Source organism: Rheinheimera texasensis DSM 17496 (assembly GCF_000711985.1).
Taxonomy (GTDB): Bacteria; Pseudomonadota; Gammaproteobacteria; order Enterobacterales; family Alteromonadaceae; genus Pararheinheimera; species Pararheinheimera texasensis.
Map to the genome: position 1 here is coordinate 634,014 of NZ_JONU01000007.1, position 24,439 is coordinate 658,452.

Below are 24,439 nucleotides of genomic sequence, written 5' to 3' on the forward strand. Positions count from 1 at the left end.
GATGAAAAAGCCTTTAATCGCCCATTTAATTTATTGTCTGGATACCGGTGGCCTCGAGCGGGTCATGCTTAATTGCATTCGCCAAATGCAAGGGCAGGATTATCAGCATGTGGTGATTAGCCTGACTTATGCCACAGAATTTGCCGCGCAGTTACCGGCAGATGTTGCTGTGTATTGTCTGCATAAAAAACCAGGCGCAGATCTAGCTGTGCACTGGCGATTATGGCGCTTACTGCGCGAGATCCGGCCAGATATTCTGCACAGCTATAATCTGGCTACACTGGAATACCACCCGGTGGCCTGGCTTGCCGGCGTTACCGGCCATTTGCACGCCGAACATGGCCGTGATATCTCCGACCCAAAAGGCGAAAACAAAAAATATCAGTGGCTGCGCCGGCTGATGAGCCCGTTCTTACATTGTTATGTCGCTGTCAGCGGCGAACTGCATGAGTGGCTCGGCGCTGTAGTCAACATCAACGCGCGCAAAAACCGGCTGATTTATAACGGCATTAATCTGGAGCGTTTTTCTCCGCAGCAACAAAAAGCTGAGCCTTATACTTTTATCCACGTTGCGCGGCTTGCCACAGTGAAAGACCAGCATACGCTGCTGCATGCCATCGCTATACTTCGCGCCCAAACCACACTGCCATTTCAATGCTGGTTAGTCGGTGATGGTCCTGAGCGCCAGCGTTTACAGCAAACGGCCACCGACTTAGGTTTAGCTGCACCAGAGCTGCAGTGGCTTGGCGAGCGCCAGGATATCGCCGAATTGATGGCGCAAAGTCAGGCTTTTGTGTTGTCGTCAGTCGCCGAAGGTATTCCGATGACAGTACTGGAAGCGATGGCCTCTGGCCTCGCTATTATTGCAACTGATGTCGGTGGCTTGCCTGAACTGATTAGTCCGGCGCAAGGTCAGTTGGTACCAGAGCGCGACGCACAGGCACTGGCCGACGCCATGCTGTTTTTTTTAGCGGATCAGGCGGCAACCACAGCTGCCGGTACCCAATGCCGGGAAAGAGTTTGCCGGCAGTTCAGTGAACAGGCTATGGTAGCGCAATACCTCGCGCTTTATCGCGAAATTAACCAATAGGAAGTTGTTATGTGTGGCATCGTTGGCATGTTCCGGCTCAAGCAGGGACGCCCGGTAGACGCAGCGTTGTTGGCGTCTATGAATCAGGCGCAGTTCCACCGCGGACCGGATGAAGGTGACCAGTATATTGATGAGCAGGTTGGCCTTGGTCATCGCCGCTTGTCGATCATCGACCTCGCCAGTGGTCAGCAACCGATGTCCGACGAAACAGACCGTTATGTGCTGATTTTTAACGGTGAGATATACAACTTCATGCAGCTTCGCGCTGACCTTGAAACACTCGGGCATCAGTTTAAGACCCACTGCGACACTGAAGTCATCTTGCGCGGCCACATCGAATGGGGTGACGCCTGCGTTGAAAAGCTACAGGGGATGTTCGCCTACGCCTTTTGGGATAAACAACAACAACGCTTGTTATTGGCCCGCGACCGGCTTGGTATCAAGCCGCTGTTCTACACCCTACTTGATGACTCGATATATTTCGCATCTGAGCTGAAAAGTCTGAAATTACTACCGGGCCTCGATAAAACCATCAATGCCAAAGCCATTGAACAGTATTTTGCCCTTGGTTATGTCGCAGAACCGGACACAATCTACAGCGCAGTGAAAAAACTCTGCCCGGCGCAAACGCTGGTGCTGTCCACTGCCGAGCCAACTCCAAAGCTTAATACGTATTGGCACCTGAGTTACCGCGAGCAAGTGGAACTGTCAGATCAGGATTATCAGCAGCAGTTGGTTGAGCAGCTCAACACTGCCATCAACAGCCATCTGGTTACCGAAGTGCCGCTTGGGTCGTTTTTATCTGGCGGTGTTGATTCCAGTGCCGTAGTGGCCCTTATCGCCGGTATGTCAGACCAGCCGGTCAAAACCTGCTCGATCGGCTTTGATGTCGCCGCTTACGACGAAACCAGTTATGCGCAGCAAGTTGCGACTCGTTATCACACGCTGCACGACAGCAAAATCGTTAAAGCCGACGATTTTGAGCTTATTCCGAAGCTTGCCCATTTTTATGACGAGCCGTATGCCGACTCGTCAGCGCTTGCCACCTACCGCGTCTGTGAACTGGCGCGCAGTAAAGTCACGGTCTGTATGTCCGGCGATGGCGCCGATGAACTATTAGCCGGTTACCGGCGCTACAAGCTATTGATGGCTGAGCAGCAGGTGCGCGACAAGTTACCGCAGTGGCTGCGCAGCGCGGTATTCAAACCACTTGGCAAAATTTACCCGAAACTGGACTGGGCACCGCGTTTTTTACGCGCCAAAACCACTTTCCAGTCCCTGGCAATGGATTTAGTCGAAGGTTATTTACACGGTATTTCACTGCTGAAACAGCAACAACGTGACGAGTTATTCTCCGACAAACTCAAAGCTCAGTTGCAGGGCTATAACACGCTTGAATTGTTCCGCGAAGTTGCCGCTGATTTTGATGGCACAGAACCCTTGGCGTTACTGCAATACATTGATATCCGTACTTATTTGGTCGGCGACATCCTGACCAAAGTCGACCGCGCCAGTATGGCCAACAGCCTCGAAGTGCGGGTGCCGTTTTTGGACCATAAATTTGTTGAGTGGAGCGCCAAGGTACCCACAGCGCAAAAACTGCGCGCCGGTGAAGGCAAATATGTGCTGAAAAAAGCGATGGAACCTTATCTGCCTGCCGACATTCTGTACCGGCCAAAAATGGGTTTCCGGGTGCCGCTGGCCGAATGGTTCCGTGGCCCTTTACAGCAGCAGGTCCGTGCAGCACTGCTGAGCGACGTGATAAAAGACAGCGGCCTGTTCCGGATGGACACTATCAGCCGCTGGCTGGATCAGCATCAAAGCGGCCAACGCGACCACAGCACGGCTTTGTGGACCCTGCTGATGTTTGAAAATTTCCTGCGCCAATCGAACTAAAGGAACTCAGTTGTGAAGGTTTTGCATATTTTTGACCATTCAATTCCGCTGCACAGTGGTTATACCTTTCGCAGCCGTTCGATTTTAAAAGAGCAGCGCGCGCTTGGCATTGAAACCTGTCATGTCACCAGCCCAAAGCAAGGTAATGCCACAGAGTCGGTTGATACTGTCGACGGCTTGACCTTTTACCGTTCGGCACAGCCAAAGGGTTTACTCAGTAAAATCCCTGGCCTCAATCAGCTGGCGTTGGTTGGCCCTATGACAGAGCGTATTCTCGCCGCCATCGACGCGGAAAAACCGGATGTTCTGCATGCGCACTCGCCGGCATTGAATGGCCTTGCTGCATTGCGCGCCGCCAAAATCAGCGGGTTGCCGGTGGTTTATGAAATTCGCGCTTTCTGGGAAGACGCCGCCGTCGATCACGGCACCTGCAAAGAAGGTGATTTACGTTACACCTTAACCCGGCAACTGGAAAACTATGTGGTCAGCCGGGCCGATGCAGTGACCACTATTTGTGAAGGTCTGCGCTCAGATTTGGTCTCTCGCGGTTATGCCGCAGATAAATTCACCGTGATCCCAAATGCTGTCAATATTGAACAGTTTCAGCTCTGCGGCCCAAAAGACGCGGCACTGGAAGCCGAACTGGGCCTTGCCGGCTGTGAAGTGCTGGGCTTTCTTGGTTCTTTTTATGCCTACGAAGGCCTGGACCTGGCGGTGCGCGCTCTGGCAAAAGTGCATCAGCAGGCGCCACAGCTGCGGTTATTGTTAGTCGGCGGCGGTCCGCAGGAGCAGCAACTGAAACAACTGGTAGAGCAGCTTGGCCTCAAAGACAAAGTGATTTTTACCGGTCGGGTGCCGCATGCCGATGTGGACCGTTATTACAGTCTGGTCGATTTGTTGTTGTATCCGCGTAAGTCAATGCGCCTGACGGATCTTGTCACCCCACTGAAGCCGCTGGAAGCCATGGCGCAGGGCAAGCTGGTATTGGCCTCCGACGTCGGTGGTCACAAAGAACTTATTCGCGATGGCGACAATGGTTATTTGTTTCCGGCCGATGATGTCGACGCGCTCGCAGCGAAGATGCTGCAGCTGTTAGCCGACCGCGAGCAATGGCCACAAGTGCTGCAACGCGGCCGCGAGTACGTTGAAAACGTACGCAACTGGCGGGTCAGCGTCAGTCACTATCTGCCGTTGTATCTGCGGTTAACGGAGCGAAAATGAGCCTGAAGCAGCTGACAATTGTTGGGCCGCTGCCGCCACCTGCCGGCGGTATGGCCAATCAAACTGCCAAGCTGGCTGAACTGCTGCGCGGTGAAGGCCTACAGGTTAACGTGATCCAGACCAACCCGCCTTACCAGCCGGCCTGGGTGGGTAAATTGCCGGTGCTGCGCGCCGGTGTACGGTTATGGCAGTTCTTTCGCACACTGCAACGTGAGTTAACCCCACAGGTGCAGCTGATCCATTTGATGGCGAACTCCGGCTGGTCCTGGCATCTGTTTGCGGCTCCGGTGATCTGGGTGGCGCGACGCAAAAATATTCCGGTGGTGCTGAACTACCGGGGTGGTTATGCCGAAGCGTTTTTTGCAAAGTCCTGGTCTCGGGTCGAAGCATCCCTGCGCCACTGTGCGGTAATTTTGGTGCCCTCGACCTTTTTGCAGCAGGTGTTTGCCCGCTATGGCAAAGACAGCGTCATCGTGCAAAACGTGCTGGATACTGAGCTGTTTGTGCCCGTAGCTACGACCGGCCGCGACACTGACGGTCCCCATGTTGTCGTCACGCGCAATCTGGAAGCCATTTATGATGTCGCCAGCTGTATCCGCGCTTTTGCCGTCATTCAGCAGCAGTTTCCGGCTGCGCGGCTTAGCGTCGCAGGCACAGGCCCTGAGCTTGCTGCGCTGCAGCAGCTAGTCAGCGAATTACAGCTGAAAAACATAAACTTTGTTGGTCGTTTAACACCGCAGCAGGTTGCGGCACTCTATCAAGATGCCGATTTAATGTTAAACGGCAGTCTGGTCGACAATACGCCCAATTCTTTAATCGAAGCCATGGCCAGTGGTGTTCCGGTGGTGTCAACTGACAGCGGCGGCATTCCTCAGCTGGTCACACACCAGAAAGATGCTTTGCTTGTTCCGGCCGGCCAGCCTGCTCAGCTCGCCAGCGCGGCATTAGCGGTGTTGCAGGATGCTGCGCTTAGGCAAAGTTTAATTGAAGCCGGTCTTGCCAACGCAGCCCGTTTCAGTTGGCATAAGGTCTGGGAATTGTTACAACAACAATATTCGCAAGTTTTGGCTCGGAGCACACACTGATGGCGAGTTCCTGGTACACCTGGCTGGTCAGCCGCTGCTTGTTTCCGCTGCATGAGCGGCTGAAAAAACATGACACTGTGGCCATTTTCCGCCAGCTTGAACAAAGTCAGTGGCAAAACCCACAGCAGATTGAAGCCGCACAGCAACAGCGTTTGCAGGCTTTTTTCCGCCGCATCAGCGCAGAAGTGCCCTACTACCGTGATTTATTAACACGCCTTGGGCTGAAAGCTTCGGACATTCAAAGCCGTGCAGATTTGGTCAAGTTGCCGTTTTTAGACAAAGCGACTATCCGCGCCCACAGCGAAAGCCTGAAAAATCCGAAGGCAACTTTAGTGCGACCTTTTACCACCGGCGGCTCCAGCGGCACACCGCTGACGTTTTTGCTTGGCAACGAGCGCATCAGCCACGATGTGGCCGAAAAATGGCGTGCTACCCGCTGGTGGGGTGTCGATATCGGCGACAAAGAAATCGTCGCCTGGGGCTCACCGATTGAGCTGAATAAACAAGACAAAGTAAAAATCTGGCGCGACAAACTGTTCCGCTCGCATTTAATCCCAGCTTTTGACTTAACCGAAGCGAAAATTCTAGGGTTTATTGACCAAATCCGTGCCATTCAGCCGGCCATGTTATTTGGTTATCCGTCGGTATTTCACCTGATTGCCAAAACGGCGCAGCAGCATCACATCGACCTGACCGGTCTTGGTATTAAAGTAGTGTTTGTCACTTCAGAGCGCTTATACCCCTATCAGCGTGAACTGATAGAACAAGTGTTCCGCGCACCAGTGGCCAATGGTTATGGCGGCCGCGATGCCGGCTTTATCGCCCATCAGTGTCCGGCCGGCAGTATGCACCTGAGCGCCGAAGATATTATTGTCGAAATCATAGACCGCGATGGTAACCCGCTGCCACCAGGGCAAAGCGGTGAAATTGTTGTAACGCACCTCGCGACTTCCGATTTTCCATTTGTGCGCTACCGCACCGGCGATATCGCTGCGCTGTCAGACAAAGTCTGCAGCTGTGGCCGGGGCCTGCCGGTGCTGGAAAATATCGAAGGCCGCAGCACCGATTTTGTCGTGGCCAGCAACGGCACTATGATGCATGGCCTGGCGCTGATTTATGTTATCCGCGAGCTGCATGGCATCAGCAACTTTAAGATTGTGCAGGAAAGTCTGACTCATACCCGGGTACAACTGGTGCTGGAAAACGGCGACGCGCCGGCGCTGGCTGATAAAGTCCGCCTCGGTTTAACTGCGCGTTTAGGTACCGATGTTGAGATTGAAATTGAATGGGTCGACCAGATAGCCGCCGAGGCTTCAGGTAAATACCGCTATGTGATCAGTAAGGTAACTGCTTAATGGAAAGCGCATTATTTGCCCTGGATCTGATTGCTGTCGTCGCTATGTGTTACTTCGCGATGAAGCAGGACGACAAAGAACAGGCAACGACTCAGGAGTCAAAAGACGATGCGTGACGCGTTTTTTCTGCTGATTTTTCCGGCGCTGCTGTATTTTTGCTTTAAAAAACCCTTTATAGGGGTGAGTTTGTGGTTATGGGTTGCCTTGTTTTATCCCAAAGGCTGGGTCTACGGTTTTGCCAGCGGCATCCGCTATAACCTGCTCATCGTCGCGGCGACAATTCTGTCGTACTTTTTGATGAAAAACAAACCACAAACCAAATGGGACGGCCTGAGCTGGCTCATCATGCTGTTCCTGTTCTGGACCTTTATTACCAGCGTGTTCACCATTTCTATTCCAGATATCGTCTGGACCGAGTGGGTTGAATTCCTGAAGATTTGTTTATTGTATTTCTTTGCCATCGCCATTATCCGCACAGAAACCCATATTAATGTGTTGTTGTGGGGCGTAGTGTTTTCACTTGGGTTCTACAGCGTGGTCGAAGGTCTGAAATATATCAGCTCAGGCGGTGGTCACATACTTAATGGCATGGGCGGTCATGTGCTTGGCGATCGCAATGATTTGGCTGTAGCCATTATCATGATGATCCCACTGGTGGCCTACCTGAGTAGTATCACTGAGCAAAAATACTTAAAACTCGGGCTTGGTGTCGTGATTCTGATGGCCGTGGTCTGTGTGCTTGGCTCCAATTCCCGCGGTGGATTTGTCGGTATCACGGTGCTTGGTGCCTATTTCTGGTTCCACTCCCGGCATAAATTTATCTATCTGCTGGTAGTGCCCGTCATTGTTTATTTTGGTTTGGAGTTCATGCCACAAAGCTGGCACGACCGGATGGCGACGCTTGAAAACGCCGAAGAAGACTTATCTTTCCTTGGCCGGATCATGGCCTGGAAGCAGGCGATTTTAATGGCGATGGATAATATTACCGGTGGCGGTTTTAAAGCAGGTCAAAGCAACGCTATTTGGTTCTACTATGACCCTCAGCATAATCTGAACTGGCTGTTTGACACTTCAACTGTGTATTTTGACGGTGCAAAAGCAGCACATAGTATCTATTTTCAGGTACTGGGCGATCATGGTTTCATTGGTCTGCTGCTGTTTTTATTGATTTTATTTGTCGCTTTTTCTCAGGCGAGACTGGTCGCCAAACGTCTGAAGAAACAACAAGGCATGGAAAATCTCTACAAGCTCAGTTCTATGTTGCGAGTGTCGTTATTTGCTTATGCCATTGCCGGCGCTGCGGTGAGTCTGGCCTATTTTGATTTGTTATTTGCCATTTTTGCCATTACTCATGTGATGAACCGGATCAGTCTGGAACACCGTGCTAAACATTCTCTTCACGTTCAACCGGTTGCAAGGAAAGCTGTCCATGATCACCGCCACCATGCTTGAACTGTCGGTTCGCTGTCTCAACCTGTTCGGTTCGCGCCAGAGTTTTTCGGTGTTGAATTACCACAGGGTCATGCCAAATACCGATCTCTGTTCCGAGTTGGCATTACCGCCACAGTTGTTTGCTGAGCAGTTACGTCATTTAAAGCAACATTTTCAGGTGTTGTCGCTGCCGGACGCATTTGCTTTATCACAACGCCAGCAGTTGCCAAAAAATTCGGTGGTGATCACCATCGATGACGGCTTTGCCGATTGTTTTGATTATGTGTTTCCGCTGCTGCAACAACATGGCCTGACCGCAACCTTTTTTATCAGCACAGCCGGTCTCAACGAAGGGTATTTGTGGGAAAACCAGATCTCTCAGGCCATTCAACAAGCACCGGCCCAGACCCGACGTATCGAGATCCAGGGTCAGCTATACCCAATTGACACAGCAGATGCCCGTCGTTCTGCCATAGCTGCACTGACCGAACAGATAAAATACCAGCCGGTTGCAATCCGTCGCGCCAGCATTGAAAAGTTATTGGAGCAAACCGGTCAGCCAACCATGGTTCATCAGTTTGTCAATCATGACCAACTAAGACAGATGCATCAGGCCGGCATGACCATTGGAGCACACACAGTGAATCACCCTATTCTGGCGCTGGAAAAACCAGAGCTGGCATGGCAGGAAATAGCCCAGAGCAAAACCGAACTGGAACAGATCATCGGCGCTCCAATCGAGTTTTTTGCCTACCCTAACGGCAAGTATCAAACCGATTTTACCGATTCCCATATCGAAATGGTGCGGGAGCTTGGCTTCACCGCTGCTTTCAGTACCGACTGGGGCGTTGCGGAATCCCGTGCCGACCAGCTGTTTCGCTTAAAGCGCTTCACGCCCTGGGACAGAGACCCGGCGCGTTTTTGCCTGCGACTGGCGCTGAATAATCTGGCGGACCGCTCTCATTTTAAAATTTTTCAAAGTCGGGTAAGACAACATGTCAGCTCTTAATTCATCCCCGGTATACGCGGGTGCAGCACTGGTTAAAGGCAAAGCCGCAGTTTTAGTGCCGCAGGCTGATTCAATGGGCGCCATCGGCGTGATCCGGTCCTTAGGCCAACATGGTTATGCCGTGCATGCAGCCTCAAACAAACCCGGTGCGCTTGGCTGTCAGTCGGCCTTTGCCACAGCCAGTTATCAGTGCCCGTCTTATGACGACAGCGATTATTTGCCGTGGCTGCGCGATATTATTCGCACACAGCAGATAGCTGCGATTGTTCCGAGTGAAGGCTTTTTACTGGCGATACGTCATTGTTTTGCCGAGTTCAGCCCGCTAATGGCTATTCCGGCCGATGCGGAACTGGTCTACGGCTGTTTGTCTAAAGTTTGGGTATTTGACAAATTTCTGCAAAGTGACGACGCCAGACTACGCCGGCACATCTCACGCACTGCCGTGCTGAATCAACCGGCTGAACTCGATGCAGTGGATTTCAGTCAGTGGCGTTTACCGTTTTTTGTCAAAGGCGATGGTTTTTACGCCAAACAAGGCGATCAGGCGCTGGTTCGTAAAGTTCGTTCTGTGGAAGAAGCACGCCAGGCTGTGCTGGAGGCTTTTGCCGATTTCGACAAAGTTCTGCTGCAGGATTGCAGCAGCGGCGTCAAAGCGACCGTCAACCTGTTGATGCAGGATGGCAAAATCCTGGCCGAATCGATGGCGGTGGCCAGCCATGAAAACCCACATAGCGGCGGATTAACTTCACTACGCAGCAGCTGGTGGTATCAGCCGATGTATGAAGACGCGGTACTGCGGATGCGTGCGCTGAACTGGAATGGCCCGGCGATGGTTGAGTATAAATGGGATGCAGCCAGTCAAACTTTTGATTTTATTGAGCTGAATTCGCGTTACTGGGCTGCGCTGAATCTGGATATCCACGCCGGGCTGCATTTTCCGGTGATCCAGCTGCAGTCGTTTTTACAGGGGCAAACTCCGGACACCGCGCAAAGGCTGACAAAAATCATCACGGTACGCCATGCCTTCCCGGCCGACTTTGGTTATTTGTTATCCAAGCTGAAAGATCCGCAGGTTACAGCAATGGCTAAGCTGAAAAGTTTACTCGGGTTTTTCCTGTACTTTATCCATCCGGGGGTTCGTTCAGATTTGAATTATCCGGGTGACAGGCGGCTGGCCTGGCTCAATACCAAGGCATTTTTGACAGAATTGGGACAAGCATGTCTAAAAAAATTAAGTTAACTCTGCTGAAACTGGCTGAACTTTGCGGCATTTTTGCCCTGTGTCGCTATTGGTACCGCCATCACCTGCGGGTGCTGTGTTATCACGGCTTTGCCTATGCCGATGAGCATCAGTTCAGGCCCAAACTCTTTATGACGCCGCAGACCTTTGCGGCGCGGCTACAATATCTGGCAAACAGTCCCTATCAGATTGTGTCATTAAGCGAAGGCCTGGCTCATCCAGACCGGCCGCTACAACTTGCGCTGACGATGGACGACGGTTGGTCCGGTACATCAGAGTTAGTTGGTGATGCGCTGGCAAAACATAAATTTCCGCTGATGTTGTATGTCACCAGTTATTATGCCGACAAACAAATTCCGGTGCTCAATGTCGCTGTGTCTTATCTTTTGTGGAAAACCAGTGCCAGCGCCTTACATCTGCAGGTGCCGGGAGTTGCAGACTCCATTGACGTCAGCCTACCCTCACCAAACACTGCGGTATTGGTTAAACAGATTTGTCAGTTGATTGACCAGTTGCCGGAGGCTGCAGCTCGCGCCGAGGTACTTTATCAGCTGGCGGATCAGTTGCAGGTGTCCTTACATCAGCAAGGTCGCCCGCTGTTCCGCCTGCTCGATGCTGACGAGCTGCGTGGCTTGCAGCAGGCCAATGTTGAACTGCAGCTGCATACCCATCGCCATTGCAGTCCGCTCGATGCTGAGGCTTTAGCGACAGAAATTAGTCAGAACCGCCAGTGGCTGGCTCAATTTATACCAAAAGAACAACTGGTGCATTTCTGTTACCCCAGTGGCGAATATCAGCAGGCGCATCTGCCTTTGTTACAACAGAATGGCGTATTGACCGCTACGACTACTCATATTGGCCTACACAAGCAAGGTTCTGATGTGCTGCAAATTCGCCGTATTCTCGATGGTGAAGACGTGCACTGGCTGGAGTTGGAAGCTGAATTATCCGGTTTCAGTAACCTGGTGCGGCAGGTGCTTGGGGTCGCGAACTGATGGGCAAACCGCTGAAAATTTTATTGATAGCTTTTGAGATGCCACCTGCACGCAGTGCGGGCGTGCAGCGGCCTTACCGCTTCGCCGAGTATCTGGCAGAAATGGGCGCGGAGCCTTATGTGTTGACGGCGAGCGCAGATATTTATCAGCGCTTTGACCACGAACTGCAGATTTCGCCGTTACTGCAAGACCGGATCTTTCGCAGTAAAGCCACAGACGCCAGTAAGCTCTTTTCGCTGTTTGGCCGCTCACCGGCCTTTGCCGCCGTACCAGACCGCTACTGGCCCTGGTATTTCAGCGCCGTCGCACTTGGACAGCAGCTGATACGTGAACATGATATCGATCTAATCTGGTCCACCTACCCGGTGCTGACCAGCCATTTAATTGGCCGCAGCCTCAGTAAAAAAACCGGTAAACCGTGGGTAGCCGATTTCCGTGACCCGCTGCAATGCCATTACAATCCGGCCTATCAGCACTTTAATGGACTGATGCGTTATCTCGAACGCAAGGTCGTGGCGCAGGCGAGCGCCGTGGTCACTACCAGTCAGGCTGCAGCTGATTTATACCGCAACCTCTATCCGGCCAAACCGCCAGCTAAGTTTCAGGTAATTGAAAATGGCTTTGTGCCGCTGGATTTACCGCCAGCGACGACGCCGGACAAATTCACCCTGCTGTACAGCGGCGCTTTGTATGGCAATGGCCGTGATATCAGCGGCATCTTCCGCGCTATCGCCGAGCTACAGCAACAAGGACTAATTAGTGCAGACAATTTTGTACTGAAATTTCGCGGCAGTGGTAAGCCAGAGCAATTTGCCGCCACGCTGACGCAGTTTGGCATCAGCGCTTTAGTCGAGTTTCTGCCGGCAGTGCCTTTTATGCAGGCGCAAGCCGAGATGATGCAATGCTCGGCCAATTTATTAATTCAGGATCAGATTTTTCAATATCAGATCCCGGGAAAACTGTACGACTACATTCAAAGTGGCAAACCGCTGCTGGCGATATGTCCGCCTGGCAGCGCCACAGCAGAGGCCAGCCGGGTCATGCCGAATGCGGTGCAAGCATGGCAGCAGGCTGAATTGACCACGGCGCTGCAGCGACTTATCACTGCGCCGCCACAACCTGGCTTAAGCCCGGCGCAAGCCCAGCCGTTCAGTCGACGCCAGCGCACAGTGGAACTTATGGCGCTTTGCCAACAACTGCTGACCCAACAACTTTAAATTTGCGGAACCACTGTGGACCAACTGAAAAATAAAACGCTGCAAGGCCTGATGTATCTGGGTCTTGGTAAAGGCGCAGCCAAACTGATTTCTTTCGTCAATACGCTGTTGCTGGCGCGGCTGTTAACCCCGGAAGACTACGGCTTGATGGCGCTGGTCATGGTTGTGGTCGGTTTTATCGGCTTTTTTAACGAAATTGGCCTTGGCAGTGCGATTAAACACCGGCTGGATATCAGCCAGGCTGAGCTTAACGGCGCGTTTTCACTGGCGATCCTCATCAGTGCCTCACTCTATGCAGGCCTGTATGGCGCCAGCCCGTTTTTAGCGAGTTATTTTGGTTACCCGATCCTCAGTGACATGCTGCAGGTGGTGGCACTCAGTTTTATTATCGGCGCTATTGCCACGGTGCCGGATGCGCTGATCGCGCGGGATATGCGCTTTAAATTGTATGCCGGCATCGATTTTGCGATGATTTTGCTGCAGTGCGTGGTGACTTTATCGCTGGCTTGGTTTGGTTTTAAAGCCTGGGCGTTGGTGTGGGGCTTTTTAGCCTCGCAAATTTTTAAAACCTGCAGTATTTTCTGGTTCAGCCAGTGGCGGCCAAGCCGCATCGGCGATTTACGTGCCGCTCGCGCCCTGATGAAATTTGGCGTCACTGTCACCTATTCCCGCCTGACCTGGTATTTCTACAATAACGCTAAAACTGTGATTATTAGTAAGGTCTTGAGCGCACAGCAAATGGGGATTTATTCGATGGCGGCGACGCTGTCGTCACTGCCAACCCAGTACATCACCAGCCTGGTGATCCAAATCGCTGCCCCACTGTTTTCACGCATGCAAACCGACCTGACCCGTCTTGATAACGCACTGCGCCGGTTGACTTCAGGTATTGCGCTGATGGGCTTTCCGATCATGGCCGGTATGGGCCTTACCGCCGCCGAGCTGGTGCCGGTGCTACTCGGTGATAACTGGCTGGATGTGGTGTTTATCCTGCAAATTCTCTGTCTGCTTGGGCTGGTGAAGTCAGTCGACCCGTTGATCACTCAGGCCTTTATTTCAATTGGCAAACCCAATATTACAGCGAAATACACCACATTGTGCGCTGTGACTATTCCACTCAGTGTTTACATCGGCGCAGTATTTGGCGGCTTGCCTGGCGTGGCGCTGGCGATGGTTATCGCCTACCCGCTATCGTCGATTTATTTGTTTTATCAGGCCCGCCGCGTACTGGATTTCTCATTCCGTCGTTACCTGCGCGCGCTGCAAACGCCGATTGAAGCCTGTCTGTTTATGGCGGCTGTGGTCTGGCTGACCCAGCTCGGTTGTTATCATTATCTGCCGCAACAGCTATTGCTGACGCTGATATTAAAAACGGTTGCCGGCATTGCCGCATATGGTTTTTATCTGGTCTATGTGCGCCAGAGCGGGCTGCGGGATTGCTATGAAGTACTGACGGAATTAGGTGTGAAACCGGCCAAGCTGCAGCGCTGGCCTTTTACCCGGTTAAAGGAAACTGTGTGATGGCGCAAATTCAGGTGGTGGTGGTTGGTGGCAGTGCCAATGCTTTAGGTGTGTTGCGTTCATTGCCGCATTGTCAGTTGACTCTGTTATGTGACTCTCAAAGCGCGCCGGCCTGGCACAGCCGCTTTGGCCAGAAAAAGCTGGTGGCAGATACCAAAGCGCCCGGCATAGTACAGGATTTGTTTGCGCTGGCTCCGACCTTTGCCGGCGTTAAACCGGTTTTATTGCTGACTGAAGAAAAAACCGTGTTGCATGTCAGCGCGGCGCGCGACGCCCTCGCGCCTTTTTATCAGTTTTTATTTTGCCCGCACCCGCAACTGGTGGCGCTGCAATCAAAAGAAGGTTTTGCCGAAGCGGCACAACAAGCCGGCAGCCCGGTGCCGCAAGGTGTGGTGTTGCACAGCGCAGCAGATTTAGCCGCGATTGAAGCGCTGCAATATCCTTGTGTGTTTAAGCCGCTGGAACAAAACGAAGCCTATAGCCGAAAGTTTAAAAAGGCTTACAAAGTACAATCAGCGGCAGAAGTCACCACTTTGTATCAGCAAATTGAGCCGGTACTCAGTGAAATGATTGTGCAGGAATGGCTGGAAGGCCCGGACAGCGCCATTTATTTTTGTCTGGCGTTTTACGACCAAAACAGCAAGCTGGTGCAAAGTTTCACCGGCCGTAAATTACGCTCCTGGCCATTACAGGTCGGTGGCACGGCCGCCTGTACCAGCGCGCCGGAAGCGGCGGCAGAACTTGAAGCCCTGACCACGCAATTTGTCCGCGCCATTGGTTATACCGGCCTGATTGGCATGGAATTTAAGTTTGATGCCAACCGCGGCGGTTATTACATGATTGAGCCGACAGTTGGCCGCACAGATTATCAGCATGAAATCGCGACCTTGTCCGGCACCAATTTACTAGCGGCTATTGTGGCTTTTTTTGCAGGAGAGCCGGCTCCAGCGGTACGTGCAAAGCACAACGTGGTCTGGTTTGATGAAATTGCTGATGCCAATGCCCTGGCGCATGGCGCGCCTGCCGATCAGTGCCCTGGTTATAATCAGGTTGCCGCAGTACGCCGGCTGACCGACCCGCTGCCGGGCATTCAGGCCTTGCTGCAGCGGGTAAAACGCCGGTTTAAGCGTCGGTAACAAATTAAGCAGACGCCCGGCGTCTGAAAGTGAAGTTGGTGCTGTTAATAAGGAAAATGAATGGATAAGCAGTTTTCACTGTATCTGGATCTGTGCCGTTTTATAGCGGCTGTTGTGGTGGTCCTTACCCATCTCATTGATTTTAATATTCTGGCGCCGCAATTCAGTTATCTGATCCCAACTAACGGCCGAGACGCAGTGATTGTGTTTTTTGTGTTGTCGGGACTGGTGATTTTTTACACCGCTAATAAAGCGCCGATCACATTGTCAGAGTACATCACAGCGCGTGCCACACGGATTTATTCAGTCGCAGTGCCAGTGTTGTTACTGGCGGTTTGTGTCGACCTGATTGGCCTGCAGTTTAATCCGGATAATTACAGCGGCCTGTATCAATACGCCAAGCTATATATTTATGTGCCCTTTCACCTGGCCTTTTTAGGCGAGATTTGGACTCTCTCCGAACAGCCTTTTACTGTACCGCCTTATTGGTCTTTGGGTTATGAGGTGTGGTATTACGCCTTGTTTGCCTTGCTGTTTTTTTATCGTGGGTTAAAACGGGTGATTTTGTTCACTGTGTTATTGCTGGCGGTGGGCTACAAACTCTGGTTATTGTTCCCGATTTGGCTCGCCGGTGTGTTATTGCTGTGGCTGATAGAAAACACAACTCCGAAACAATGGCTGTCCTGGTTGCTGTTTTTAGCACCGCTGGTGCTATATCCGCTGTACAAATTTACTGAAACCGACAAAGTGATGATCGCACTTGGCGAGCAAATCTGGCCATTTGCGCAGTTGTCGCTTGGCAGCGCCGCCAAATATGGCTCGGATTATCTGGTGTGTGTGCTGTTTTTCAGCCACTTGTATGGCGCCCGTTTTGTCCGGCTGAACTGGCTGATGCAGTTCCAGCGTCCAATCACGCTGCTGGCGTCTTACACTTTCACGCTGTATCTGGTGCACGCGCCGGTGATGAAAACCATTGAGCACAATATGACAATTGATGCCAACAGCATCAGCACCTCATTGGCGGTATTGGCGCTGGTGGCGATGGTCACTTACGGCCTTGGTACTTTGACCGAGCAGCGCAAACATCTGTTTAAACCGGCGGTGAAACGCGGTGTGCTGGCACTGAAACAGCTGGTGTTGCTGTTACGGCTGGGGCCATTGCTGCGGCCAAACCGCTAAAACTTTGCAGCAGTTGCCTCCTGTGCCGTTTGGTCTGTTCTAGGCCGACATGGTTTGTAGCCAGACACTGCGTTCATTGCCGCATCCACCGTATCACCGACTTGTTGCAATAACACAGGTGCTCGGCCGCTGCGCCACTCGCTTTGAGCTCCACTTTGTACTGCTGATTCATCGCCTCAGCAGGTGCGTTTTTGCCGGCATCCATGCTTTACTCGATGCGTATGGTGTCATCCCCCTACGCGAAAGTCCCATGGCTATCAGCGGAAAGCTATTGTGCTATTTTCGTGAATTAAACAATTCAACCGTAGTTGGTGCAGCGGTTACGGGAAAGGTGTTGCCATTCTGGTCTTGGATGTTTTTGGGAGTGACAAATCGTAGAAAATCGGCGAGCATTCGTTGCATATGCACGACTGAGCCCAAGGTAGTGTTTAGTTCTGACGAGCGATGCGGAGCCGCCATGAATGCTCTCAGGTTAACTATTTGACTTAAATAATTTATTTTTGGGAATTCTTCAGAAAAAGGACGTACCAATGGTATCCAAGCTTAATTACATACACTATTTTCGCGCCGTAGCTATTTTATTTATCGTTGCAGGACACAGTATTGATATCTTCAGCTGGCCAGACCAAGATAACCTGGAGAGGTGGCTTAGAATATTTATTTCAAATGGCAGCGCGCTCTTTGTATTTATTGCCGGCTACCTCTTTCAGCACTTAATCAAAAAGTTTGACGCCAAAAAATATTATAAAAATAAGATTACCAATGTAATCTTGCCATATATTATTGTTTCCACACCAGCAATTATATTGTTTGTGTTTTTCATGCAACGCCCGGATATGCCAGAAACCTTCTACCAGCAAAGCATTCCACAACAAATTATTAGCTTTATTATCACCGGTTCACATCTGGCGCCGTTTTGGTTTGTTCCTATGATCACACTCTTCTATCTGATCGCGGTGCCACTGAAAATACTGGATAATCAACGTAAATTCTATCTATTGATCCCGGCCTTTATGGTTGTGTCCTGCCTGATACCGCGCGGCCTGCCTTACCAGAGTTTCATACACTTCTTTGCGATTTATGTTTTGGGGATGTTTTGTAGCCATTATAAAGATAGCGTAAATAGTCTGATTTCTAAGCCTGCTGCGTTGGTCGCCACAGGAACAGCTGTAATTGCCTTTGCTGCTGCTGAATTTATTTATATGACCGGAACGATGACCTGGATTAATTTTCTGCAGAAATGTTGTATGAGTGTGTTTTTTCTCGGCCTTCTATTTAGATTTAATCATAAGCTAAATTCAGCCTTAGTTAGTAAAGTCGCTGACTATAGCTTCGGTGTCTTTTTTATCCATTCGTATATAATATCTTCAGGTAAACTTCTATACGCAAAAATGTTTGGAGTTCCTGCCACCTTTAATGTTTTGCTATATATCACATGCATTGTTCTTACATTCGCCGTTTGTCTTGGCATAGTTGAACTAGTAAAATATGTATTGAAGGATAAAAGTAAATATTTGGTGGGGTCATAACCACCAATTCTACAAAAAATCAGTTCGAAATTTGCGGACCCTATCTATAAAAGCATAGTTTTAATTTCTGATTTGCAAATACTATCTGGCATTCTTGATTGTTAACTGGATTTTTTAATACGTCAGTAAATACAGTCCATAATGGCCCTGCTGACAATTCACCGGCGAATACAGTAACTTGCCCGCCGGAGCTGTGCCTTTAGGCAACAGCAGATAACCATATTTGCTGACACCACGCCGCGGCTGATGCTGGTAATCCAGACTCAGCAGCTGCTGCCAGCTGCTGTCGGCCGTGCGATGCCATAACGCTGCCGCTTCCGGCGTGGACTGCAAGCGGCCCGGCTCAAAAGTGGTTTGTAGCCAGACACTGCCATCTGCAACGGTAAGCGCGGCATACACCGGATTACCAACCTGTTGCAATAACACTGGCTCTCCTGCCGCTGCGCCGTTCGCGTCAAGCTCCACTCTGTATAGCTGGTTCAGCGCCTCAGCCGGTGCGTCTTTACCGGCATCCATGCCCCACTCAATGCCTGTGTCGTCAAACCACAGTGCAATAGCGCGCCACTTTTGACTACCACGGCCCAGGCAATACAAAGTGTTAAATTCATCGTCGGTGTAATAAATCGCCGACTCCGCATCGGTGTCACCGCTGCATAACCACAGCCGGTTACGGAATGGGTCGTAATGAATGGCGTGCACATGTTTGATTTCACTGCGGCTGAATTGCCAGCAGACCTTTTGCTGCTGCGTCGCCGGGTCAAAGCAGATGACGCGGATATCTCTGCTGTGGCCATTGAGGTATTCGCCGTAATACAACTTGCCACTGACGCCGTGTTCGGCAATTCCCCCCCGCAGCGGTGCCGCCGCCTTGGGTGTCAACATGCTGACCTGGGCATGGGCCATCATGCTGTTTTGCCCCGCAGGATACAGATAAATTCGATCATAGATAATGACTATATCGCCGCCGCGGGTCTGATGCACATGACCAAGCCCTGCCGTTGGTCGCAGCCATTGCAGCAGAGAGCTTCGCGCCAATGCGTCTTTTAAGCGGCCGCTGAAGCTGGGCTGCTGCGGTGGTATGCGACAAACTTTACTTAACGTGCCGGTTTGGTAGTGATAACGATATACCCAGTGATCGCGTACACAAAGTGCCGAATTCGGATCAGTCCAATGCACCAGCATCTCAGGCTCAATCAGCTTGCTGCTGTATTGTCCATCCACATTGTGTTGTTGTTCCGTCACCTACTTATCCTTTTTCAACATTCATCTCATTGACCTGCAAGCAGTTATTTTTTCCGAGGTCGAATCGCCCATTTCGGACTACTGTTGAAACCAGTATTACTTTTAAGCTTATCATCATAATACGACCAAACTTTTTCTCCGCCGGGTAGGTCATGCAAATAAGATGAAGTTCCCCAGACAACTGAGTCGTAACCAAATTCTTCATCAATTACTGTCGGAGATTTATATCTTGCTATGGTCTCATCACGAAATGCCGGCAGATAGGCGTCCTGCACTTGTAGCCAGCTGTCAAACCATAAGCCATCCGGTTGGCGGATTGCTGGTTGCCGGTAAGCAGATAATAGTTCGAGTGCAAAATCCGGCTCGGCAGCAGGCCCGGTCAGCATCCGTCCCACATAAGCTTTCATCGGCCCCGCCGGATAGCCCAGCTCTTCAGCACGACCCAGCGCCAGAATCACCAGATGTGCCATCCAGGGCGAGGAACCAGCCGCCGCTTTGCTGTAATCGTAAAATTCATCCGTATAAGTTGAGCTGCGCAAAGTTCCGTGTCCCCATTGTCCCAGCGGCGAGGGCACACCTTTGCTATACGGGAACTCTTTTGGCGCTATAGTGTTACGGGCAAAATTCCACAGATCCGGATAGGTTTGATTGGGATTTTGCACGTTAAACAAACCTTCCCATATCGCCAGCGCTTTGTGCGTCAAAGTCTCAAAATACAGCCGTTCCGGCAGTCCATCAGGTGTGACAGATGCTGTGTGCACCCGGGTTCTAAATGCCCATGCTTGTGCCCGCGATTCATTTGAATACAAGGCACCCTCGCTGCCGGTTGGGCCCCTTCCCAGCGTACTGCTTTTGGCCGTGGCATTGTTGTCCATTGAAGTAAACGCAGCAGAGAACCAGCTTTGCTCGAGGAAATAATAGTCACCAGTCAGCAGGTATTGCGCAGAGCTCATATCCGGATGGTGTCCTACATCGGGGTTCCAGCGCGTAGAACCCAGCGTTGCTACCGGAATGATTTTGTCTTTGGCGACAATTTCGTGCCAGTCAATCCGTGTCAGCCAGGCTGTTGGCCGGCCCCCTTGATTAATCGATAAAATACGGCCAAGCCCGGAAACCGTGTTGGCTTCATCAAAAGTCCGCTCCGGGTCGCCTTCGCGCACATGATAGGGCCAGCCGCCGCTCATTTCCGCGTGGCGCATTGCAATCTCGGTCAAACGCCAATCCCCGCTGTACAACCAACGTACAGTCCAGGCCGGATACATGCCAATTTCCTGACGTCCGCCAGCTGTTGCCATAGCTTTTTGCCAATGGCCGCCGCCGTATAAGCTACTGTCCGTCGTTTGCCAGGATTTGTATCGGGCAATGATTGTGGACTCCGGAATTATCCGGCTGGTGTCAAAATTTGGGATCAGTTTTGTGCGTGCCAGATAACCCAGCTGATGATTCAGTGACACCACTGGTACCGCGGTGCCCAGCCAGAATTGGCGGGTCCAGCGTGTCATCGCCTGATGCGGCACGGCAGTTTGTTGATATAACTGCTGCGGGTTTTTCCAGCCGCCGGACAGCGTTAAATCGTAACTTTGGTCCTGCAAAGCCTGTGTATTGGTGATTTCACCGATAAAACGCACTTGCACTTTTTTGATAGATGGCCAGAAAGTGGCGTAAAACATCGGTCGCACGGACCTGTGGGCATCACTGCCAAAATCAGCAGTGCGCTCTACGCTGTGGTCGGCAATCAACACAGTGGTGGCGACGGGGCCTTGCACCCAATAGCTGAACTTGCCCTTGCTCAGCATGTCGCGCGCCGAGCGTGTTTGGATCTGATTCTCGGCAAAGGTTGCTTTGATTTGGGCGTCAAAATCAAACTCATCTGCCAGCATTTGTTCAGGAGTCAAACCGGATTGGTTGGATAATGGCGCCTGATTGACAACCTGCAACCTGACACTACCGCTGGCAGGGATTTGCGGTACTACCACACTGATGATGGCGTGGCGCACGCTGCCATCGGCATGACGCTGTTTAACATCGGCCTGCGTAGTTAACAGTTGTTCGCCAAGTTTGAGCTGCGGCAATTGGGTGATTTCGCCTTCGACAAAAGGCCGGGCAAACTGCAATGGCAGATTCGTAATAGCTTGTTCGGTCGGATTGCTGATCACAATATAGTTGGCACTGTCAGCTGTTTGGTCAGCGACAAAACCGGCACTCAAGGTTTTGTTGGCATCCATAGTCAGTTTGCAGGGCGTAGCCGTAGAACATGGCTCGCTGAATCCACTGAAACTTTGGCCGGCATCCGCAACTGCGTTTAATTCAACCTCGCTGCCGGCATTGACTTTGGCAGTACAATCGCCACGGCACGGCGCTGCCAGCGCAGCACTGCCAACTTCACCTTGTCCAGTGACGACAATTCGCAAATCAACCTGCTGGTTCACAAATTTTGCTGTGAGACTGACAGGCTCACGAACAACAATCTCACAGCTTGCTGTATTCGCAGTACTGCTGCAGACATTCACCCAGCCAGCGAAGTCATGATAGGTTGTTGATTTAGCTTGCAAAAGCACTGTTGCACCATAAGGAATGGTTGCTGTGCAGCTGTCACTGCAAGAACCCCGGATAGTACCACTGCTGTAATCAATGCTGCCCCCGGCCTGAGAGTTCAGCCGGATATCAATATTGCGAGGGACAAAGCTGGCAACTACTTTGGCTGAGGTCGCTGTCGTTAAATCCAGGCGGCAACTGCCTGTGCCGGTGCAATCTTGCTGCCAGCTGTCAAACTGACTGGCTTCGGCGGCCTGTGGCGTCAATTCTAGACTGGTACTACTGACCGTTAAGGTACAACTTTGCTGACAAGTCTGGCCGTCACTGATACGGACTGTTCCTGTGCCATTAATGGTCAGCTGCACCGTTTTGTTAGTAACCACCGGAGTTGGTGCCGGTGTTGACTCCGCGCCACCACCGCCACCACAGCCAGCCAACAACGTCAGCGCGAGCAGTAGCTGTCCAATATTCAGTAATAGCCTTGTCATCCTTCCCTCCGATGCTTGATTCCAGTCTTATTATGCCACAGCGTTAGGGGTATTGACCCGATCGTCATCGATTAAGTTTAGTCAGGCGATCACTTAATGACACCCTATCGTGCACGACCGCATGCTGCCTGTTCAATTTCCTTCACTTCAGTTAATATCGCAGATCAATGTGCTGTGCTTACAAGGAACTGTTTTGACAAAAGTTATCCATGATATCCGTCGCTGCTGGCAGGCATTGGACCTACTGAAAGAACCACAGTTACCCAAGTGGCGTCAGTTGCTGGAGATGAGCCTATTGTTGGCCATCCGGGGGATAGGCCCGGGCTCGTATTTGCAAAGCCGGTTTTGGCGGCCGGAGATTGCGTTTGCGGACAAATGGGAACATGCTAACCGCAAAGAATACAACGCCTTGATTGACCGCTGGAACGCTTTGCCTTATCAGAAAACCTCTCAGCACAAGGTCGTTGAGAAGGCAGTTCTGACACTGCAACAAGTCCCCACACCTGAATTTATTGCGTTTTTACATCAACAGTCCGGCGTTTGCGCGTCAGGCTCGCCGCTAAGAAGCTATGCCGATTTCCGCCAGCTTTGTTTGTTATTATCTGGTCATAAAATTTGTTTGAAACCGGTCGAAGGCTTTGGTGGTGCCGGCTTTTCTGCCTTTAAAGTCTGCGCTGACGCAGACGACGTCTGGTTTGAACATCCGTTCAGCGGCGCTGTCACCACGCTACAGCACTGGTGGGACCAAGCGCGGCAGAACCCGGACGGTTACATTATTGAACATTATCTGGAACAACACCCGGTCGTTGCCCAGTTTCATCCGCAGTCGGTCAACACACTGCGCATTTGGGTTTATCAGCTACCGGATCGCACAGAAGTTGCCTGCGCCTTTTTACGCGTCGGTCAAAAAGGCAGCCTGGTTGACAACACAAGTAGTGGCGGCCTGTCCTGCCCGGTCGATCTTGCCACGGGTCGGTTAGAATTTGGTTTTAACAAACAAGAACCCTGGCGTTTGCTGCAGCAACATCCGGACTCTGGTGCGCAAATCGCCGGCGTGCAGCTGCCTTATTGGCAGGAATGTCTGCAGTTGGCCGGTCAGGCGCTGCGGGCTTTTCCGCATGTGCATCTTGCGGGCGTTGATGTCGCAATTGCGATTGATGGCCCAAAAATGATTGAACTGAATGTCCGGCCGGATCAGATTGGCCCGACCCGGATGAATGTGCCACTAAAACGACTGGACCGTAAATTGCGAGAGGCCTATGGCAAAGCCTGAGGCTGTGCTTCAGCAGCAAGCTGAGACCAGCCAAGTCAGGACCCCGCAGCAGCCATGGCAGCAACGGGGCCTTTGGTATCAGGCGCTGGCGCGGTTTATTGGGCTTACAGAACGCGATTTTTTTTATCTGGGATCAGGCGCAGACGCCCCCGGCCAGTGGCAACTGGCACTGTATTCAGACGTCCACGGTCAACAAACCAAAAGCCTCAGTAACTATTACAGCTGTGCCTTAGGACCAACACCGCCGGCAAATGCAGCACAGTGGCGGCAATGTTTTCAGCAGCTGACGGCACATTTGCCCAAATGCCGGCAACTGCAGCTGGAACCGGTCAACGCCTCAGAGCTTGCGCTGTTGCGGGCCGCCAGACTTCCGGGCTGGGGCCTGATTGCGTTGCCAATCAGTCAAAACTGGCAGGCATCGACGACAGATTATTGGCCAAAACGCAGTTCGCAGTTGCGCCATACCATTGCACGAAAAAAGAAAAAACTTGACCAGCTTGGCGCCACGATCAGCATTACTACGCAGATTAATGCATCTTTGCTTCAGGCTTACTGGCAAGTCTACCAACGCAGTTGGAAGCCTGCCGAACCAACACCGGATTTTATAAATCACTTGCTACAGCAGGGCTCAGATGAAGGTACGCTGCGCTTGGGCGTCTTGTATATCGCGGAACAGCCGATCGCAGTGCAATGCTGGCTGGTTGCTGACGGCGTTGCTGCTATTTACAAACTGGCACAGGATCAGCAGTTTGACGCCCTTTCACCCGGCACTGTGCTCACCGCGGCGCTGGCAGATTATGTGATGAATCAGGACCAGGTGCACACTCTGGACTTTCTGACCGGCGATGATGACTATAAAGCGCAGTGGATGGACAGCTGCAGCCCGCTGTATCGGGTGACTGCTTTCAGACTGAATAATCCTGTTAGCTTGCTGCATTATGTCGCGCTGTGTCTCAAAACCCGGCTACAACGGCTTCGGAGCAAACTTTGACCCCAA

At 51.6% G+C, this 24,439-nt stretch carries 18 protein-coding genes; 16 read left to right on the plus strand and 2 right to left on the minus strand.

The window, feature by feature from the left end; genetic code table 11:
• Window position 1 precedes the first annotated feature (1 nt).
• From Q399_RS0102910 to Q399_RS0102985, 14 genes are all read left to right on the plus strand, one after another.
• Complete coding sequence (locus Q399_RS0102910) at window positions 2–1,090, plus strand: TIGR03088 family PEP-CTERM/XrtA system glycosyltransferase (protein WP_031565307.1); 1,089 nt, start codon at window positions 2–4, stop codon at window positions 1,088–1,090.
• 9 nt (window positions 1,091–1,099) lie between these two features.
• Entirely contained in the window at window positions 1,100–2,986 is a 1,887-nt protein-coding gene (locus Q399_RS0102915; RefSeq protein WP_031565309.1) for an XrtA/PEP-CTERM system amidotransferase, read from the plus strand.
• Between the two features lie 12 nt (window positions 2,987–2,998).
• On the plus strand, window positions 2,999–4,207 hold the full coding sequence (locus Q399_RS0102920) for a TIGR04063 family PEP-CTERM/XrtA system glycosyltransferase (RefSeq protein ID WP_031565311.1): 1,209 nt from the start codon (window positions 2,999–3,001) through the stop codon (window positions 4,205–4,207).
• A complete protein-coding gene (locus Q399_RS0102925) occupies window positions 4,204–5,292 on the plus strand; it encodes a glycosyltransferase family 4 protein (protein ID WP_031565314.1) in 1,089 nt (362 codons plus the stop codon). Before Q399_RS0102920 ends, Q399_RS0102925 begins: the two co-directional genes overlap by 4 nt.
• Window positions 5,292–6,647, plus strand: coding sequence for a phenylacetate--CoA ligase family protein (locus Q399_RS0102930; protein ID WP_031565317.1), 1,356 nt, complete (start codon window positions 5,292–5,294; stop codon window positions 6,645–6,647). The genes Q399_RS0102925 and Q399_RS0102930 overlap by 1 nt, the downstream gene beginning before the upstream one ends.
• Before the next feature lie 108 nt (window positions 6,648–6,755).
• Window positions 6,756–8,099, plus strand: a complete 1,344-nt coding sequence (locus tag Q399_RS0102940) for a putative O-glycosylation ligase, exosortase A system-associated (protein WP_031565319.1) — start codon at window positions 6,756–6,758, stop codon at window positions 8,097–8,099.
• Window positions 8,077–9,087 carry a polysaccharide deacetylase family protein gene (locus tag Q399_RS0102945; protein ID WP_051685692.1) on the plus strand — a complete coding sequence of 337 codons (1,011 nt, stop codon included), beginning with the start codon at window positions 8,077–8,079 and terminating at the stop codon, window positions 9,085–9,087. Before Q399_RS0102940 ends, Q399_RS0102945 begins: the two co-directional genes overlap by 23 nt.
• The gene (locus Q399_RS0102950; RefSeq protein WP_157836213.1) at window positions 9,074–10,327 is read left to right on the plus strand and encodes an ATP-grasp domain-containing protein; all 1,254 of its coding nucleotides are present in this window, start codon (window positions 9,074–9,076) and stop codon (window positions 10,325–10,327) included. The genes Q399_RS0102945 and Q399_RS0102950 overlap by 14 nt, the downstream gene beginning before the upstream one ends.
• The gene (locus tag Q399_RS0102955) at window positions 10,306–11,322 is read left to right on the plus strand and encodes a polysaccharide deacetylase family protein (protein WP_031565326.1); all 1,017 of its coding nucleotides are present in this window, start codon (window positions 10,306–10,308) and stop codon (window positions 11,320–11,322) included. Before Q399_RS0102950 ends, Q399_RS0102955 begins: the two co-directional genes overlap by 22 nt.
• A complete protein-coding gene (locus Q399_RS0102960) occupies window positions 11,322–12,539 on the plus strand; it encodes a glycosyltransferase (protein WP_031565329.1) in 1,218 nt (405 codons plus the stop codon). Before Q399_RS0102955 ends, Q399_RS0102960 begins: the two co-directional genes overlap by 1 nt.
• A 15-nt stretch (window positions 12,540–12,554) precedes the next feature.
• A complete protein-coding gene (locus Q399_RS0102965; protein WP_031565331.1) occupies window positions 12,555–14,060 on the plus strand; it encodes a lipopolysaccharide biosynthesis protein in 1,506 nt (501 codons plus the stop codon).
• Window positions 14,060–15,196: a carboxylate--amine ligase gene (locus tag Q399_RS0102970; protein WP_051685693.1), complete on the plus strand. Its 1,137-nt coding sequence runs from the start codon at window positions 14,060–14,062 to the stop codon at window positions 15,194–15,196. The genes Q399_RS0102965 and Q399_RS0102970 overlap by 1 nt, the downstream gene beginning before the upstream one ends.
• Before the next feature lie 60 nt (window positions 15,197–15,256).
• Window positions 15,257–16,375 (plus strand): acyltransferase family protein, encoded by a 1,119-nt coding sequence (locus tag Q399_RS0102975; protein WP_031565336.1) that lies wholly within the window; start codon window positions 15,257–15,259, stop codon window positions 16,373–16,375.
• A gap of 530 nt (window positions 16,376–16,905) precedes the next feature.
• Window positions 16,906–17,904, plus strand: coding sequence for an acyltransferase (locus Q399_RS0102985; protein WP_031565338.1), 999 nt, complete (start codon window positions 16,906–16,908; stop codon window positions 17,902–17,904).
• A gap of 114 nt (window positions 17,905–18,018) precedes the next feature.
• Here Q399_RS0102985 and Q399_RS0102990 read toward each other — a convergent pair whose 3' ends face one another.
• Both Q399_RS0102990 and Q399_RS0102995 read right to left on the minus strand, forming a co-directional pair.
• Window positions 18,019–19,146 (minus strand): hypothetical protein, encoded by a 1,128-nt coding sequence (locus Q399_RS0102990; protein WP_031565341.1) that lies wholly within the window; start codon window positions 19,144–19,146, stop codon window positions 18,019–18,021.
• 44 nt (window positions 19,147–19,190) lie between these two features.
• Window positions 19,191–22,169, minus strand: coding sequence for an InlB B-repeat-containing protein (locus Q399_RS0102995; RefSeq protein ID WP_031565343.1), 2,979 nt, complete (start codon window positions 22,167–22,169; stop codon window positions 19,191–19,193).
• A 193-nt stretch (window positions 22,170–22,362) separates the two neighbouring features.
• Between Q399_RS0102995 and Q399_RS0103000 the strand changes: the two genes are divergently transcribed.
• Together Q399_RS0103000 and Q399_RS21360 are read left to right on the plus strand one after the other, a co-directional pair.
• A complete protein-coding gene (locus Q399_RS0103000; RefSeq protein WP_157836214.1) occupies window positions 22,363–23,442 on the plus strand; it encodes a sugar-transfer associated ATP-grasp domain-containing protein in 1,080 nt (359 codons plus the stop codon).
• Window positions 23,429–24,433, plus strand: a complete 1,005-nt coding sequence (locus Q399_RS21360; protein ID WP_051685694.1) for a GNAT family N-acetyltransferase — start codon at window positions 23,429–23,431, stop codon at window positions 24,431–24,433. The genes Q399_RS0103000 and Q399_RS21360 overlap by 14 nt, the downstream gene beginning before the upstream one ends.
• The last annotated feature ends 6 nt before the right edge of the window (window positions 24,434–24,439 follow it).

What these genes read in the sequence shown, in the direction of transcription:
- Q399_RS0102960 (WP_031565329.1), top strand. Translation starts at nt 11,322, where the DNA reads ATGGGCAAACCGCTGAAAATTTTATTGATAGCTTTTGAGATGCCACCT.
- Q399_RS0102975 (WP_031565336.1), top strand. Translation starts at nt 15,257, where the DNA reads ATGGATAAGCAGTTTTCACTGTATCTGGATCTGTGCCGTTTTATAGCG.
- Q399_RS0102995 (WP_031565343.1), bottom strand. Translation starts at nt 22,169, where the DNA reads ATGACAAGGCTATTACTGAATATTGGACAGCTACTGCTCGCGCTGACG.
- Q399_RS0102930 (WP_031565317.1), top strand. Translation starts at nt 5,292, where the DNA reads ATGGCGAGTTCCTGGTACACCTGGCTGGTCAGCCGCTGCTTGTTTCCG.
- Q399_RS0102955 (WP_031565326.1), top strand. Translation starts at nt 10,306, where the DNA reads ATGTCTAAAAAAATTAAGTTAACTCTGCTGAAACTGGCTGAACTTTGC.
- Q399_RS0102950 (WP_157836213.1), top strand. Translation starts at nt 9,074, where the DNA reads ATGTCAGCTCTTAATTCATCCCCGGTATACGCGGGTGCAGCACTGGTT.
- Q399_RS0102915 (WP_031565309.1), top strand. Translation starts at nt 1,100, where the DNA reads ATGTGTGGCATCGTTGGCATGTTCCGGCTCAAGCAGGGACGCCCGGTA.
- Q399_RS0102970 (WP_051685693.1), top strand. Translation starts at nt 14,060, where the DNA reads ATGGCGCAAATTCAGGTGGTGGTGGTTGGTGGCAGTGCCAATGCTTTA.
- Q399_RS0102945 (WP_051685692.1), top strand. Translation starts at nt 8,077, where the DNA reads ATGATCACCGCCACCATGCTTGAACTGTCGGTTCGCTGTCTCAACCTG.
- Q399_RS0102910 (WP_031565307.1), top strand. Translation starts at nt 2, where the DNA reads ATGAAAAAGCCTTTAATCGCCCATTTAATTTATTGTCTGGATACCGGT.
- Q399_RS0102940 (WP_031565319.1), top strand. Translation starts at nt 6,756, where the DNA reads ATGCGTGACGCGTTTTTTCTGCTGATTTTTCCGGCGCTGCTGTATTTT.
- Q399_RS21360 (WP_051685694.1), top strand. Translation starts at nt 23,429, where the DNA reads ATGGCAAAGCCTGAGGCTGTGCTTCAGCAGCAAGCTGAGACCAGCCAA.
- Q399_RS0102985 (WP_031565338.1), top strand. Translation starts at nt 16,906, where the DNA reads ATGGTATCCAAGCTTAATTACATACACTATTTTCGCGCCGTAGCTATT.
- Q399_RS0102925 (WP_031565314.1), top strand. Translation starts at nt 4,204, where the DNA reads ATGAGCCTGAAGCAGCTGACAATTGTTGGGCCGCTGCCGCCACCTGCC.